Below are 15,345 nucleotides of genomic sequence, written 5' to 3' on the forward strand. Positions count from 1 at the left end.
ACAGTTAATATAAAAGTTATTAATTATGCGTATAACGCAACAAAAGGAGAGATTTTATTATGTCAATGATTATTGATGTTTATGCTCGCGAAGTATTAGATTCTCGTGGTAACCCTACTGTTGAAGTAGAAGTCTATACAGAAGATGGTGGCTTTGGCCGTGCACTTGTACCAAGTGGTGCTTCAACTGGTGAATATGAAGCTGTTGAATTACGTGATGGAGACAAATCTCGTTACCTTGGTAAAGGTGTTGAGAAAGCTGTAGCTAACGTTAATGATATTTTAGCTGAAGAAATCGTTGGATTCGAAGTAACTGATCAAGTTTCAATCGACCGTCGTATGATTGAGCTAGATGGTACTGAAAACAAAGGTAAATTAGGTGCTAACGCAATCCTAGGTGTATCTATGGCAGTAGCTCGTGCAGCAGCTGATGAATTAGGTTTACCATTATACCAATACCTTGGTGGATTTAATGCGAAACAATTACCAGTTCCAATGATGAACATCATCAACGGTGGTTCTCATGCTGATAATAACGTAGACTTCCAAGAATTCATGATCTTACCTGTAGGTGCTGATAGCTTTAAAGAAGCAATTCGTATGGGTACTGAAATTTTCCACAACCTTAAAGCTGTATTACATGACAAAGGTTTAAACACAGCTGTAGGTGACGAAGGTGGATTCGCTCCAAACCTTGGTTCAAACCGTGAAGCTTTAGAAGTAATCATGGAAGCAATTGATAAAGCTGGTTATAAAGCTGGAGAGCAAGTATTCTTAGGAATGGACGTTGCTTCTTCTGAATTCTTTAACAAAGAAACTGGTAAATACGATCTTGCAGGTGAAGGACGCACTGGTGTATCTTCAGCTGAAATGGTTGATTTCTACGAGCAACTTTGCAATGATTTCCCAATCCTTTCAATTGAAGATGGTTTAGATGAAAATGACTGGGATGGTCACAAATTATTAACAGAACGTTTAGGTAGCCGAGTACAATTAGTAGGTGACGATTTATTCGTTACAAACACTAAAAAATTAGCTGAAGGTATTGAAAAAGGTATCGCAAACTCAATTCTTATCAAAGTTAACCAAATCGGTACATTAACTGAAACTTTCGATGCAATCGAAATGGCTAAACGTGCAGGTTACACAGCAGTAGTTTCTCACCGTTCTGGTGAAACTGAAGATAGCACAATCGCTGATATCGCAGTTGCTACAAATGCTGGTCAAATTAAAACAGGTTCTGCTTCTCGTACAGACCGTATCGCTAAATACAACCAATTATTACGTATTCAAGACGAGTTAGGCGAAAGCGCAGTATACCAAGGATTAAAATCTTTCTACAACTTAAGAAAATAATTTAATCAAAACTAAGTGCATTAACAAAAAAACATAATCCATTATAGACACGTTAAAAGAGAAGGATCGTCACCTTCTCTTTTTTTATTTGAATTTAGCAAATTCCTTTGAGGTTTTGCAGTTCCTGTCCTTTAAATTGGACTAATAATTCAGAAAAAAGTATAAACTAAATAAGGGATTGATTATTAAAGAATTTTAATGCTAAAATAAGAATATATGTTCTTGGGAACGTTAGTTCTTGTGTAATGATAGTTATACTGAAATCAGAGTAAATTAAAAATAAGAGAGGGGAACAAATGTCTACAACTACTTCAACAGCTTCAAATCCTTCAATGGCTTCTTTGTTAAAAAATCCTTTTATCCAAACAATTCTTACAGCAGGTTTGTTTATTCAAATTGGAATTTGGGTTCGGAATTTTGCAATATTATTATTTGTTGTGGAAAAGACAAATGGTGATGCTACGGCCGTATCACTTATTTCAGTTGCTGAATTTGCGCCGATTTTTATTTTTTCTTTTATCGGTGGAACTTTTGCCGATCGTTGGAAGCCAAAGCGTACAATGATTTGGTGCGATCTTTTAAGTGCAGTATCTATATTTGTAATACTGCTTGCTCTATTATATGGAACTTGGAAGTTTATATTTTTTGCTACACTTGTTTCAGCAATCTTGTCCCAGTTTTCTCAGCCTTCCAATATGAAATTATTTAAAGTTCATGTACCAGGAGAGCAAATGCAAGCAGGTATGTCTATATTTCAAACGATGATGGCAGTGTTTATGATTTTAGGTCCAGTATTAGGTACATTCGTATTCCAACAAGCTGGAATGCATGTTTCGATGGGAATTGTAGGTATTGCTTTTCTTATGTCAGCTTTAGTATTAACAAGGTTACCTAAAGATCAAGAAGAAGAAAAGGCAGAACATACAACATCATTATGGGAAGAGATGAAGTTAGGATTCCGATACGTTTGGTCTCGAAAAATTCTTGTTTATTTAGGTGGAGTATTTGCAGCAGCAGGATTAGGTATAGGCCTTATTCATCCTCTAGCTATTTTTTTAGTAACTGAACGACTAGGATTAGATAAGGAATATTTACAATGGATATTCGCTGCAAATGGAGCCGCTATGATTATTGGTGGTGGCCTAATCATGGTAATTTCTAATAAGTTAGCTCCGCATGTTTTATTATTAATCGGTATGGCGGTCAATGCGATTGGAATATTTGTAATTGGTTGGTCTGAGATGTTCTGGCTAACGCTTGTTGCTGAATTCTTTATCGGACTATTTATGCCTGCATTGCATATAGGTATTAATACTATTATTCTAAAAAATACTGATGAAAAGTTTGTAGGTAGGGTAAACGGTATATTAACCCCATTATTTATGGGGGCTATGGTCATTACGATGAGCTTGGCAGGAGTTTTAAAGGAGCAATTTTCATTGTTCTCTATTTATCAATTTTCCGCTTTATTGTTTATCATTGGAATACTTATTATGGTACCAATGTTTAAGATTATGAAAAATGTAGTAGTCGAAGCAAAGTCATAAAAATTTAATAGTAAAATGTTACCTGGTTATTTTTAATAATCAGGTTTTTTATTTGTTGTCATTTAACTGATATAGATTTATTTTTAAGGATTTAAAAATTTCTAAAAAGAGAAGGTTGTTGACCTTCTCTTTAAAACTGTTTATCGTCTTTTAGTAAATTACTATCTTATGAGGATTTTAGAAATTTTGGCGACTTTCTCATGATGTTCCTTTTCTACATAATAATCATATAATTCTTTAGCATATTTGTTTATAAAAAAGGTATGCTCATTTAGCTGGAAAAAGGGTAAGGCATCTTTTTCTATGAAGTTATAATACTGTTCAAGATTATTCTCTATACGGAAGATCAGAAGCTTGTATATTAATTGATAAAAGTGATTTTTCAACTTTTTTGATAGTAGAATCCCTTCTTGAGCCTTTTTAAGAATCACGTTTTTTCGTTGTAGCTTTCCTTCCAAACTGCTTTCCACACAATTATAGAGGCGATTCATATATGTGATAGAAGACTTATTCGACAGACAAAGTGCTTCTTTATAGTACTTATGTGCATTTACATAATCTTTTCTTTTAAAATATTCAAAGCCCAAATTGTTTAAGAGCACTCCTTTTCGATCATGTGCATTTAGTAATTCGCTATGATAAATTAGATTCTGATAAGATTCCGTCAACTCTTCTAAATCAAAATGCATATCGTTGCCAATCTGTAAAAGCATCATAGACTCCGTTGCGATTGCCATGATAGAGTTATTCGTTTCTCTGAAGTATCGAAGCGCTTTTTCTGCGCAAGCATAAGCCATTATTTTAGAATCGATACAGTGATATGCTAGTGCTAAGTCATAATGATATTCTAGATTGCCATACTCATCCTTACTGATTTTACGCAAGATTTTAATAGCTCTTTGGTGATTTTCGTTCTTTGAGGTAATGCAATTGCATATATAATAAATGCCCCATACATGATACAGTAAGTTTTTTTCGAAAGGGCTAAGAGTCGGATATTCTTTTTGGACATGCTGTAAAATGGTAAATGTTTTTTCAAAATCTTCCTTTAGAATAAAGTACCTTGCCTGAAGTAGCTTATATAAGGCAGCATATTTGGAAAAAACAATCGTCGGGATTTTTTCCAGTTCGTTATTGGTTTCCTCTATTTCTTTCATCTTTCTCATAATAATCGCCTTATGCCAACGATGAAGGTGATTTTCCATATTCTCAAGGCGGCCGATTTCCTCTTGTATATCTATTTGCAAGCGTTCTGATAGTAATTCGATAATCTCCGAAGAACAGGCAGTTTGACCTCGCTCAATTTTACTAACGTAAGAGAGAGTGCAAATGCCTTTTCCTAATTGATCCTGCGTAAGTCCGGCTTTTTGCCGATAAAATTTGATGATTTCTCCCTCTAACATTTAACCCGCTCCTTGTGTCCTAAGTAATCTGTGTTACATCTTTTAGAGCGTTTTTTACTAAAAAGATATAACAATTACGTTAAAAGGTAAGTGAAAAACTTGTTTGTGCTTAATTTGTCTGAATGTATACGAACCAATTATTAAAGATTGTTCGGATCAATCATCAATTACAGGGCTGCTCGTAATTGACGTTTATCTATTTGTTTTTTTATAAATCATAATCTAATTATTTCGAATTACAATACAAAAAACAATTGGGTTAATCTAGAACGTCTATTAAAGGATTTTCATTTCAAAGGTCTTTTTTTTTGTTATTTTTTTAATGAAATGACCCAATTGTATTTTATGAAAATGATCATTCCTGTAACTAAATTGCTAAGTTGAGGTTAAACTGTAGAGGGAATTTTGTCATTAGATGAATCGAAAGTAGGATAAAGCTGATTAAAAAAAAGCAAAGGAAACTAAAAAGAGTGATCCTGTAGAAGATAGGAGAGAACATTTACAAAAATGGAAAGCCATGACGAAAAAGAATTCGTTCATGGCTATAATAAATATTAAACTATTTAATTTACTCCTACGGATGTGTATGCGTCCATTACAGCCTTTGTTTGAGTTGATGGTACGCCATTTTTATCTGGATACAAGTCACGTGAAGCTTGAATAGCAGCTTCGCGCATTTCTTTAAATCCAGAAGATGCTGTTAAGTATTTTGTTAAAGCACGGTAATAGATTTTTTCTACAGTAGCTCTACCTAATTTAGTGATTGTATATCCGTTATTTGTACCACCATTAGCTATTAAGTAAGCTGCTTTGTTGTTAATACCGCTATTTATATGAACGCCACCATTATCTAAATCACCAAGGTAACGGTCTTGGTATGTATCAGGATAATGACCTGATGGCATATATTTCGTACTTGTTTTCTTAGAAGCAGGGTCACTCATAGAGCGAAGTCCTCCGTCATTAGGAATGTTAGGAGTAGTTATATCTTCTCCTAGTTCCCATTCTGTCACTCCTGTAGTGTATTGTTGAGTGAATTCACCGAAGATATCAGCTAATGACTCATTTAAGGCTCCAGATTCACCTTGATAAGTTAAGTTTGCCGTATGTTCGACAACACCATGTGTCATCTCATGACCAGTTACGTCTAATCCACCAGACATTGAACCATATTGAATCCCATCACCATCTCCGTAAAGCATTTCTACACCATTCCAAGCGGCATTATTCCATTTTGCACCAACGTGAACCGAACTGATTAACGCCATACCTTTGTCATCTAAGCTATTACGTTTGTGTATGTTTTGATAGTATTTGCTCACTTTATCAGAGTTTATGTGTGCTGAAACAGCAGCAGGATTAAGGAACATGTTATCAGCCCTGTTTGTTGTCACTTCCCATCCTGTAAATCCCAAAAGACCTGAGGCGATGTTGAAAAGCAATTCATCCGTACGATGTGCGTCAAAAGTAGCAATTGGAACAACAGTAGGTGCAGCACTAGAACCAGTTACAGAACCACCATATAAATAGCTTGTACCTGTTTTAAGATCCTTACCAACAGGGAAAGTTTGCATTTTTCCATGTGCATCCAACCCTTTTGCCATTACTGGTGATAGCGACGCTGGATCTGCTAAGTTATCAATAGCATCAAAGTTATTAATAATTTCTCCACTTGTAGCATCTACAAAGTAATGAAAGTATCCTGGTGCTGGAACAGAAGTTGAAGCCTTAACTAAATACGCTAAGTAATACTTCCCATTATATGGATAGATCGTTAATTGCGCATCGATTTTGTCATAATTATTTACTGTACCGATTTCCTCTTCAATACCCTCTTTAGCAGTTGCAACAGCATCTTCCTCGGAAATAGTCGCTTCTGTTGGAATAACTGAACGAGCTAACTTTTGTGTGACATTACCAAATGATGCATAAACATTGTTATTTGCGTCAAGAGCGACAGCTTGTCCCGATCCATAGATTGGAATTCCTTTGTACTGTTCAACTGTTCTTACATGGTAAGTATTAGTCTCGTTGTCAGCTTGTTCGCTTACAATCTTGAATTGTTCCCATGCAGATCCCGATTTCATTAGATCTACTACTTTTGAATTAAGGTATGTCTTTACAACCTCTTCCTTACTTAATGCTTGATTAACTGTTGCTGCACTTGCTTTTACATTTACAAATGAAGGCAAAGTTGTTAACCCTCCTCCAAAAGCCACCGTTAAAGCCATTAAAGCTGGAATTGCCGCTTTTTTACTCATTCTTTTCTGTTGTTTCTTTTTCAAAAATCTCACTCCTTATGTGAAAGTAATGTTGAAACAATTTAAATTATTGGGAAAATTCACAATAAAATCAATCGTTTTTAAGAAACTTCAATTTGAGATAATTTTGGCCAGTTATTTAAGCTTTTTTTAAAGTTTCGAGCAAAATCATCAAAATTCTACACCGTTTTTTAAGGAAAATATCTCGATATCAATTTACTGATAATTCGGTAATAATGAATGCAAATAGATTTGTTTTGAAGAGGGGAATAAAAATGAGGAGAGCATTTCATAAAGTCATCCTGTTTCCTTGTTTATGCTGCATGTCCTTTTATGTAGGGTCTCAAATAGTAGGAGAAACGGAAGCGTTATTTTCAAGTCAACTTTCTCCAAAACCTATTACAGTAGCCGCAGCATTTGTTTTTCCAGCAACCATCGAAGAGTTGGATAAGCGAGCAGAGGATCTTGAAAATCAGATGCAAGGAAATTATGAATCGATTATGGCAAATACACCAGACCAATCATTACGAAAATTGCGTATCAGACTAACCGAAATCACTACGATTGAACATAAATTATACCAACAATCGAATAGTTTACAGCTTGTGTATGATGAAATGTCTTCTTATGACAATAGGTTGCAGGACCAAAAAATGACAGGAAATCAAACATTCGGTTACGTGCGTGAAGGATTTCAGAAAGTAGATCGCATTATAAAAGAGGTGCAAGATGAGATTGACTTTCAAAAAATAGCCGACATTCGTTCTTCTATTACGTTGCAAATAAAGGACTTAGAAGAAAAGGAAAAAGGCTCTAGAGATCATCTACAAGACACTGATAAAACCGAGATTCCAGCAAACAATCAAGTAGCAGAAAAGAACTCAAATATGGAAAAGCAGGTGACAGAAATTGATAAAGAAAATATTGCGAATAGTAAGTAGTCTAGCGGGAAGTATTTTCCTAGTTTTTGTATGTATATTAGCATTTGTTGTCCTTTCTTCCAGAATAGCTGGAGGAGAACCGACGATTTTAGGATACCAAATCAAAGTAGTTTTATCTGGATCGATGGAACCAACATTCCAAACAGGATCTATCATTTCTATTAAGTTACGAAACAACCATTCTACTTATCAAAAAGGAGACGTTATTACATTTCACAAAGAAAAAGAGTTAATTACTCATAGAATTATTGACATACACAAAGTGAGTGGAAAAGTCCTGTATAAAACAAAAGGTGATCATAATAATGCCCCTGATTTATGGGAGGTTTCAAAAGAGGATATAGTTGGTCAGTATACGGGCTTTACGATCCCATATATAGGCTATGCAATGGATTTTACTAAATCCAAAGAGGCGGGTGCTCTTTTATTAATTGTCCCTGGTATACTACTGCTCATTTCTGCAATGCGTTCAATCATTGGTGCAAAAAAAGAGCTTGAAGTAGAAAAAGCGTAATTATACTGGTTAAATCTCGTGTGTATCCTTACCAAATACGCACGAGTTTAATATATTTTTTTACATAATAGAGGAGGATTTTAAAATGGGATTTACACAAAAGATTACAAAAGGAGTTATGACTGCGGCGCTAGGGATGTCATTAATCGGTGGAGGAACATTTGCATATTTTAATGACGCAGTTGATACACAAAATACATTTGCAGCGGGTACATTAGATTTAGGGATGAATCCTAATGCGGTAGTTAACATCAGCGATATCAAACCAGGTGACCAAATCTATCGTGAATTTACACTGGAAAACAATGGTACATTACAGATTGGTAAGGTCTTACTAGATACAAAATATACTGTTGAGGATGTCAAATCAGATAATAAAGAAGACTTAGCGAAAAATATTAAAGTGACAATTATGTACAACACAAGTAGTGCGACGAACACAGTTGTTGAAACAACACTGTATGACCTTCAAAACCAACAACCAGATATTACTGCAATAGATACTGGGCTTGGATATACTAAACAGGACGGCATTGTTCCTGGAGATAAAGAAAAAATCTTCGTATTATTTGAGTTTATTGATAATGGAGAAAACCAAAATGAATTCCAAGGTGATAAGCTACTGGTAAATTGGAAATTTAATGCACAGACAGAAGGTTCAACTTACCATGATGATACAGACTCAGATAGCAATTAAGAGTCAGGGTTAAGGGAAAAGGAAATTTAAAAAAGACCCACAAGGAAATACTTGTGGGTACTTTTAGTTTATATGGATTTTTGTGATAGGCTCTTTGTTTTATATATTTAATCAATTATTTCTGAAGTTTTTGTATTAATAATAGCCAGTTAACCTAGTCTATTTATTCCTTCTCGTCCTTCTAGCAAATCCAAATGCGACAATGAGTGCTCCAATTGAGTCTGCGATTATATCTGTCATTGTATCAAAATTACCACCGCCTTGAGTATTAGTTCCGAAAAATTGGTCGCTACTGAATTCCCAAATTTCCCATATGGCTCCACAAAATACTCCAAATGAAAAAACAAATAGAAAAATGAATCCGGCGGACATTTCACTCCGATACTGTTTGGTTGTCAATTTTCCCATTAAATCATTTGCTAAAAACGCGACTAGCGTGCCACTTAGAAAATGTAAAAACGTATCCCACCAGCCTAAACTATAAAATCTAAGCATTGAACCAAGACATAGGGACCCTATTAAAAAAGCAAAATAAGAGATAATAAATGAAAATGCAAATCGAATTTTAAAAAACTTATCTAATATGAGTGGCACGAGTGCACAAGCGAAGCCACCTAGTGCGATTGGATATCGATAAGAATCGTCCCTCATGAAAAAAATGACGAATAGGACAAGCATTACAATTGCAAAGACAATGCTTAAGATTGTTTGTATGCCTCTTTTCATTTCGAATCCCCCATTCATTCTGTTTTTATCTCTATTCAAACCTCAATACAAAACATGATTAGTTTAAAATCCTAAAAATGAGCTTAACTTTGACATAAAAGGTTCAACAAATGAACCTATAGAATAAGGAAATTTGGTTTAGTATTGAATTATGGATATGAGTGGCAATTAGTTGGGAGGATAATTATGAACTTTTTCGCATACTTAAAAGATTTTTTTTGGTATACTATTAAAACATATTTACTTCCATTTATTATTGTTATTGCTTCAATAGTAATTGTTTTTTGGAGATTATTAGGTGATGAATTTACATTTAAATACATACGATTAGAAATAATCTATTTCATTTGTTTTTTCTTATTAGTATCTTTTACAACATATGAGATGAAGGGGCATAAAAATGAATAATTGGGAAGGATTAATTTCGGCGAAGGATCGAACAAAAATCTATTTGCGAAAATATATTCCTGCTGAACCAATTGCTGTAATTCAAATTGTACATGGAATGGCAGAACATGGTGGGGCTTATGAAAAATTTATTGAATATTTAGTTCATAATCAGTTTGCAGTCTTTATACATGATCAAAGAGGTCACGGGAAAACAGCTGCGCTTGAAGATGATTTAGGTTTTTTTGGTGAAGAAATCGGCTGGGATGAAGTTGCTAAAGATATCATTTTTATAAGTAAGATGATTAGAAAAGAATTAAAAGATATCCCTTTAATTCTATTTGGACATAGTATGGGGTCTTATTTAAGCAGACGAGTAGTTCAATTAAATGGAGGACTATACGATGGTCTAATTATTTCAGGAACCGGATGCGATCCAGGAATACTAAGAAAATTAGGCGTCTTTATTTCAAGTGCTGAGGCATTTTTGATTGGTGCTAATAAGAGAAGTAAAATTTTAGACTTCTTAACTTTTGGGAACTTCAATAATCATTTTAAGTTTCCTAAAACAAAATATGATTGGTTAACAAGAGATGAAGCTGAGATTGATCGCTATATAAAAGATCCATTTTGTGGTTTTATTTGTTCTTCAAGTTATTATCGTGAACTGTTGAAAGGGATCGGTATTATACATCGTAAAGAGGAAATAAAGAAGACACCAACTTCAATGCCAATTTATATTTTTTCTGGAGATAAAGATCCAGTTGGTCAAAATGGTAACGGTGTAAAGAAGGTTTATGGGTTATATAAAGATATTGGATGTACAAATGTAAAGTTGAAATTATATGAAGAAGGTCGCCATGAGATGCTTCATGAAACCAATAAAGATGAAGTTTATCAAGATGTAAAAACTTGGATAGAAGAAACGATCTTAAAACATTAAATAAGTGTTGTACTCTCATATTGAAGTATAGTATTCTTCATAGTAGAATAGGAAGTAACAGTATTTTACTGTGGAGGTGAAGAAATGCATACGTTTTTATCTGTACTTTTAATTATTGTTTCAGTACTTATGATTGTTTTAGTTCTACTTCAATCTAGTAAAAGTAACGGTCTATCAGGTGCGATATCTGGTGGTGCTGAGCAACTGTTTGGCAAGCAAAAAGCTCGTGGTTTTGAACTAGTTTTACAACGAATAACAGTTGTTGTAGCAGTTTTATTCTTCATTCTATCGATTGCTGTAACATATTTTAAACTGTAATAAACAAGCTGCCTACAGGGGTGGCTTTTTTATTTTGTTAAAATTGTAATAAATAGGACATCATTTTTGATATCTATTTATACTGTAGTTAAGAGTAGAAAATAAGGTAATTTAAGTAATAGTTGGAAATATGTTCAATAATTAATATAGAGATGTTGATTAGGATTAAAAAAAATACAGCCAAGTTTTGGCTGTATTTTAGTATGTAGATAAAAGTTTAAAAACTTAACCCTTCATTGCAGCCCATTCTTCTTTACTTGGACCGTACATTCCAGGAATAGCTAATCCTGCTTGTCTCATTAATACAGTCATTTGGCCACGGTGATGCGTTTGGTGTGAAATTGCCATACGTAGTAATGCATAAATAGGCATTTCAAGGAATCCAAAAGCGTTAATAATTTGATTTAAATCTTTTTCTTTCCATTCTTTTTGTGCTGCTTCAATCATTGCTTTACTAGCTTCTGCGTATTTTTCAGTAATTTCCTTCGCAGTTGCAGGCATTTCTTCCTTGCTCATAGATGCTTCGAATTGTAAACCAGATTGTGAAATGATCGCTTTAATTGCTGTAGTTATATGCCAAGCTAATTCTCCTAAAGAACTAAAATCTTCACCAATTGATTGATCAAGTGATTCATCAGTCATAGCATTTAGTAATTTGATCGTGTTTTCTTCTTCCATTTTCCATTCAGTAATAAATTCTTCAACATTATTAAACATAACGTATCCTCCTCTTGTTGGTTAAATTACCAACATTATTATTACCACACCTTTTATTAAATCATAACAAGTTAATTAAAAAAACTGTTTATTGGTAAATCTTTGCAATGAAAGGTAAAATAAAAGAATCTTTACGTAAAATTAGTTAAATCTTATTATTGATAAATTAAAATTGAGAAATGAGAAGATGACAATTAATTATTTAAATGAATGAAATCATTTAAAGGTATTATAAAAGTAACGAAAGAAAAATGGATAGAAAAGTTTTGGAGTGAGTATATATGAGAGTAACAATGCCGAAGCCATTTACATTTGAAGGTGGAGATCGAGCAGTTTTATTATTACATGGATTTACAGGACATTCTGCGGATGTTCGTATGCTTGGCCGTTTTTTAGAAAAACAAGGTTATACTTGTCATGCACCACATTATAAAGGACATGGTGTACCACCAGATGAGCTTGTTCATACTGGACCAGAGGACTGGTGGAAGGATGTAATGGAAGCTTATCAATATCTAAAGGATAAAGGACATCAAAAAATTGCAGCGGTAGGTCTATCTTTAGGAGGAGTATTTGCATTAAAGCTAGGTTATACTGTTCCATTGAATGGTATTGTCACAATGTGTTCGCCAATGTACATAAAAAGTGAAGAAATTATGTATGAAGGTGTCCTAGCTTATACAAGAGAGTTTAAGAAACGTGAAGGGAAATCTCCTGAACAAATTGAAGTAGAAATGGAAGAGTTTAAAAAAACTCCGATGAATACATTAAAAGCTCTTCAAGGTTTAATTAAAGAAGTGCGTGAAAATGTTGATACAGTGTATGCACCAACATTTGTCGTACAATCTACTGTAGACGAGATGATTAATACAAACAGCGCAAATATTATTTATAATGAAGTACAATCTGATCAGAAAAAATTAAAGTGGTACGAAAATTCAACGCATGTTATTACGCTTGGACAAGAAAAAGACATGTTACATGAAGATGTGCTAACATTTCTTAATGAATTGGAATGGTAGAATGAAATCTTTCTGGACAAACTTAAATTATATACCCTTTAGCAATTAGAAAAAGGAGGGAAAAGTATGAATCAACAATGGAAAGAAAAATTATTGGAATTGATGAAAAGAGAAGATTATAAGCCTTTAAATATACAAGGGATTGAAGAGGCTATGGAGTTGACTGATGCAAGTGACTTTCGAGAAGTAGTAAAAACGCTCGTTATTTTAGAAGATGAGGGGTATATTGTACGTTCTCGAAATAATAAATACAGTTTACCTGATCAATCTAATTTAGTTAGAGGTAAATTAACCGGCCATGCTAAAGGCTTTGCGTTTGTCATTCCAGAAGAAGCAGGGGCAGAAGATGTATTTATTTCACCGTCAGATTTAAATGGCGCTTTACATGGAGACATCGTTTTAGCTCGTATTACAAAAGAAAAAAGTGATGCACGTAGAGAAGGTACAATTGTAAAAATTGTTGAACGTGGTCAAACGAAAATGGTAGGTACATACCAAGCTCAGAAAAGTTTCGGATTCGTTATTCCTGATGATAAGCGATTCGGAAGTGATATTTTTATAACAAAGAGTAATTCTCAAGGTGCAGTGGAAGGTCATAAAGTTGTTGTAGAACTTACTCAGTTTCCTGAGAATGGTAAAAATGCAGAGGGTATTGTCGTTCAAGTACTAGGACATAAAAATGATCCTGGTGTTGATATTCTATCGGTTATTCATAAGTTTGATTTACCTCAAGAATTCCCTAAGGAAGTAATGGATCAAGCGAATGCTGTACCAGATGAGATTGATGAATCAGCAATTGGCACTCGTCGCGACTTACGTGACGAACAAATTGTAACGATAGATGGAGCTGATGCGAAGGACTTAGATGATGCCGTTACAGTAACAGCGCTTGAAAATGGTCATTACAAGTTAGGGGTACATATTGCAGACGTTTCATACTATGTCACAGATAGCTCACCAATTGATCAAGAAGCACATGATCGTGGAACAAGTATTTATTTAGTTGACCGAGTTATTCCGATGATTCCGCATCGTTTATCTAATGGAATTTGTTCATTAAATCCAAAAGTAAACCGATTTACACTTTCATGTGAAATGGAAATTGACCAAAAAGGTGAAGTTGTTAAGCATGAAATCTTTGAAAGTATTATTAAAACAACTGAACGAATGACATATAGCGATGTAAATAAAATATTAGATGAGCAAGATGTTGAATTACGTGAACGTTACGAACCGTTAGTCCCAATGTTTGAGGAAATGGCTCAATTAGCGAAAATTTTACGTAATCGACGAATGACTCGTGGAGCAATCGATTTTGATTTTAAAGAATCAAAAGTATTAGTTGATGAAGATGGTCATCCAACTGATGTCGTCATTCGCGAGCGTTCAACTGCAGAAAAACTAATTGAAGAATTTATGCTTGTAGCGAATGAAACTGTTGCTGAGCATTTTCACTGGCTAAATGTACCGTTCATGTATCGCGTACATGAGGATCCAAAAGAAGAAAAATTACAACGATTCTTTGAATTTATTGCATCATTTGGCTATACAGTAAAAGGCGCTGGAAATGAAATTCACCCGAGAGCGTTGCAACAAGTTCTAGATATGGTTCATGGGCAACCAGAGGAGACAGTAATTTCAACAGTTATGCTTCGTTCGATGAAACAAGCGAAATATGAGGCTGATAATCTTGGCCACTTTGGATTGGCAGCGGAGTATTATACTCATTTCACATCTCCAATACGTCGTTATCCGGATTTAATTGTCCATCGATTAATTCGTAAATATTTAATCGAAGGAAAAATGGATAATGAGACAAAACGTGAGTGGGATGATAAATTACCTGCAATCGCAGAGCATGCATCCAATATGGAGCGTCGCTCAGTTGAAGCAGAAAGAGAAACTGATGATTTGAAAAAAGCAGAGTACATGCTTGATAAAATTGGTGAAGAGTATGAAGGTATTATTAGCTCTGTAACAAATTTCGGTATGTTTATTGAACTGCCAAATACGATTGAAGGATTAGTTCGAGTTGCTGATTTATCAGATGACTACTATAACTATGACGAGCGTACGTACGCAATGATTGGTGAAAGAACAGGGAAAATCTTCAGAATCGGTGATGAGGTATCAGTTCGAGTAGTTAATGTTAATAAAGAAGAACGAGCAATCGATTTTGAAATTGTTGGTATGAAATCGAACAAACCTCGTAGAAGCGGCGATAGAGGGCCGGTTAATCTTGGCGGTGGCTCTGGTGGCGGCAGAGGAAGAGGTGGACGCGGAAGAGGTTCTTCAGATCGAAATGGAGACAGCTCTCGCAGTGGCCGTTCTCGTGGAAGACGTGGCGATAGTTCACCTCGAAATGAAGAGAAAGATAGCGGACGTGGTGGTAAATCATCGAGAAATAAACGCGATGATCGTTTTAATCCAACGAAAAGTAAAAGTAAAAGCAAAAAGAACAAGCCTTTTTACGAAAAAGTAGCTAAAGGTAATAAAAAACGATAGTAAATAAAA

14 protein-coding genes are annotated in these 15,345 nt (G+C 34.5%); 10 read left to right on the top strand and 4 right to left on the bottom strand.

Going from position 1 to position 15,345, the window contains the following annotated elements:
* The first annotated feature begins 59 nt into the window (after positions 1 to 59).
* Both eno and EP747_RS10925 read left to right on the top strand, forming a co-directional pair.
* A complete protein-coding gene (gene eno / locus EP747_RS10920; RefSeq protein WP_129689891.1) occupies positions 60 to 1,355 on the top strand; it encodes a phosphopyruvate hydratase in 1,296 nt (431 codons plus the stop codon).
* A 296-nt stretch (positions 1,356 to 1,651) separates the two neighbouring features.
* On the top strand, positions 1,652 to 2,902 hold the full coding sequence (locus EP747_RS10925; protein WP_129689892.1) for an MFS transporter: 1,251 nt from the start codon (positions 1,652 to 1,654) through the stop codon (positions 2,900 to 2,902).
* Positions 2,903 to 3,063: 161 nt separating this feature from the next.
* Here EP747_RS10925 and EP747_RS10930 read toward each other — a convergent pair whose 3' ends face one another.
* Both EP747_RS10930 and EP747_RS10935 read right to left on the bottom strand, forming a co-directional pair.
* A complete protein-coding gene (locus EP747_RS10930; protein WP_129689893.1) occupies positions 3,064 to 4,305 on the bottom strand; it encodes a helix-turn-helix domain-containing protein in 1,242 nt (413 codons plus the stop codon).
* A 563-nt stretch (positions 4,306 to 4,868) separates the two neighbouring features.
* Positions 4,869 to 6,566 carry a M4 family metallopeptidase gene (locus tag EP747_RS10935; protein ID WP_129690184.1) on the bottom strand — a complete coding sequence of 566 codons (1,698 nt, stop codon included), beginning with the start codon at positions 6,564 to 6,566 and terminating at the stop codon, positions 4,869 to 4,871.
* 275 nt (positions 6,567 to 6,841) lie between these two features.
* Here EP747_RS10935 and EP747_RS10940 point away from each other — a divergent pair, with 275 nt between their 5' ends.
* From EP747_RS10940 to EP747_RS10950, 3 genes are all read left to right on the top strand, one after another.
* Positions 6,842 to 7,507: a DUF4047 domain-containing protein gene (locus EP747_RS10940; protein WP_165346995.1), complete on the top strand. Its 666-nt coding sequence runs from the start codon at positions 6,842 to 6,844 to the stop codon at positions 7,505 to 7,507.
* Positions 7,479 to 8,021 carry a signal peptidase I SipW gene (gene sipW / locus EP747_RS10945; RefSeq protein WP_419179306.1) on the top strand — a complete coding sequence of 181 codons (543 nt, stop codon included), beginning with the start codon at positions 7,479 to 7,481 and terminating at the stop codon, positions 8,019 to 8,021. Before EP747_RS10940 ends, sipW begins: the two co-directional genes overlap by 29 nt.
* An 85-nt stretch (positions 8,022 to 8,106) precedes the next feature.
* The gene (locus EP747_RS10950; RefSeq protein WP_129689896.1) at positions 8,107 to 8,718 is read left to right on the top strand and encodes a TasA family protein; all 612 of its coding nucleotides are present in this window, start codon (positions 8,107 to 8,109) and stop codon (positions 8,716 to 8,718) included.
* A 159-nt stretch (positions 8,719 to 8,877) separates the two neighbouring features.
* On the opposite strand, the gene EP747_RS10955 is transcribed toward EP747_RS10950, so the two are convergent.
* A complete protein-coding gene (locus tag EP747_RS10955; RefSeq protein ID WP_129689897.1) occupies positions 8,878 to 9,444 on the bottom strand; it encodes a hypothetical protein in 567 nt (188 codons plus the stop codon).
* Positions 9,445 to 9,630: 186 nt separating this feature from the next.
* On the opposite strand from EP747_RS10955, the gene EP747_RS10960 reads away from it, so the two are divergent.
* From EP747_RS10960 to secG, 3 genes are all read left to right on the top strand, one after another.
* Positions 9,631 to 9,852 carry a hypothetical protein gene (locus EP747_RS10960; RefSeq protein ID WP_129689898.1) on the top strand — a complete coding sequence of 74 codons (222 nt, stop codon included), beginning with the start codon at positions 9,631 to 9,633 and terminating at the stop codon, positions 9,850 to 9,852.
* A complete protein-coding gene (locus tag EP747_RS10965; RefSeq protein WP_129689899.1) occupies positions 9,845 to 10,774 on the top strand; it encodes an alpha/beta fold hydrolase in 930 nt (309 codons plus the stop codon). Before EP747_RS10960 ends, EP747_RS10965 begins: the two co-directional genes overlap by 8 nt.
* Positions 10,775 to 10,858: 84 nt before the next feature.
* Entirely contained in the window at positions 10,859 to 11,092 is a 234-nt protein-coding gene (gene secG, locus EP747_RS10970) for a preprotein translocase subunit SecG (RefSeq protein ID WP_129689900.1), read from the top strand.
* A gap of 225 nt (positions 11,093 to 11,317) precedes the next feature.
* On the opposite strand, the gene EP747_RS10975 is transcribed toward secG, so the two are convergent.
* Entirely contained in the window at positions 11,318 to 11,809 is a 492-nt protein-coding gene (locus tag EP747_RS10975) for a DinB family protein (RefSeq protein WP_129689901.1), read from the bottom strand.
* Between the two features lie 281 nt (positions 11,810 to 12,090).
* Here EP747_RS10975 and EP747_RS10980 point away from each other — a divergent pair, with 281 nt between their 5' ends.
* Entirely contained in the window at positions 12,091 to 12,831 is a 741-nt protein-coding gene (locus EP747_RS10980) for an alpha/beta hydrolase (RefSeq protein WP_129689902.1), read from the top strand.
* A gap of 66 nt (positions 12,832 to 12,897) precedes the next feature.
* Positions 12,898 to 15,336 (top strand): ribonuclease R, encoded by a 2,439-nt coding sequence (gene rnr, locus EP747_RS10985; protein WP_129689903.1) that lies wholly within the window; start codon positions 12,898 to 12,900, stop codon positions 15,334 to 15,336.
* Positions 15,337 to 15,345 lie beyond the last annotated feature (9 nt).

The organism is Gottfriedia acidiceleris (assembly GCF_004138285.1).
Taxonomy (GTDB): Bacteria; Bacillota; Bacilli; order Bacillales; family Bacillaceae_G; genus Gottfriedia; species Gottfriedia acidiceleris_A.

Excerpts from the sequence above, each read along its gene's own strand:
- eno (WP_129689891.1), top strand. The coding sequence starts at position 60 with ATGTCAATGATTATTGATGTTTATGCTCGCGAAGTATTAGATTCTCGT.
- EP747_RS10925 (WP_129689892.1), top strand. The coding sequence starts at position 1,652 with ATGTCTACAACTACTTCAACAGCTTCAAATCCTTCAATGGCTTCTTTG.
- EP747_RS10930 (WP_129689893.1), bottom strand. The coding sequence starts at position 4,305 with ATGTTAGAGGGAGAAATCATCAAATTTTATCGGCAAAAAGCCGGACTT.
- EP747_RS10935 (WP_129690184.1), bottom strand. The coding sequence starts at position 6,566 with ATGAGTAAAAAAGCGGCAATTCCAGCTTTAATGGCTTTAACGGTGGCT.
- EP747_RS10940 (WP_165346995.1), top strand. The coding sequence starts at position 6,842 with ATGAGGAGAGCATTTCATAAAGTCATCCTGTTTCCTTGTTTATGCTGC.
- EP747_RS10950 (WP_129689896.1), top strand. The coding sequence starts at position 8,107 with ATGGGATTTACACAAAAGATTACAAAAGGAGTTATGACTGCGGCGCTA.
- EP747_RS10955 (WP_129689897.1), bottom strand. The coding sequence starts at position 9,444 with ATGAAAAGAGGCATACAAACAATCTTAAGCATTGTCTTTGCAATTGTA.
- EP747_RS10960 (WP_129689898.1), top strand. The coding sequence starts at position 9,631 with ATGAACTTTTTCGCATACTTAAAAGATTTTTTTTGGTATACTATTAAA.
- EP747_RS10965 (WP_129689899.1), top strand. The coding sequence starts at position 9,845 with ATGAATAATTGGGAAGGATTAATTTCGGCGAAGGATCGAACAAAAATC.
- secG (WP_129689900.1), top strand. The coding sequence starts at position 10,859 with ATGCATACGTTTTTATCTGTACTTTTAATTATTGTTTCAGTACTTATG.
- EP747_RS10975 (WP_129689901.1), bottom strand. The coding sequence starts at position 11,809 with ATGTTTAATAATGTTGAAGAATTTATTACTGAATGGAAAATGGAAGAA.
- EP747_RS10980 (WP_129689902.1), top strand. The coding sequence starts at position 12,091 with ATGAGAGTAACAATGCCGAAGCCATTTACATTTGAAGGTGGAGATCGA.
- rnr (WP_129689903.1), top strand. The coding sequence starts at position 12,898 with ATGAATCAACAATGGAAAGAAAAATTATTGGAATTGATGAAAAGAGAA.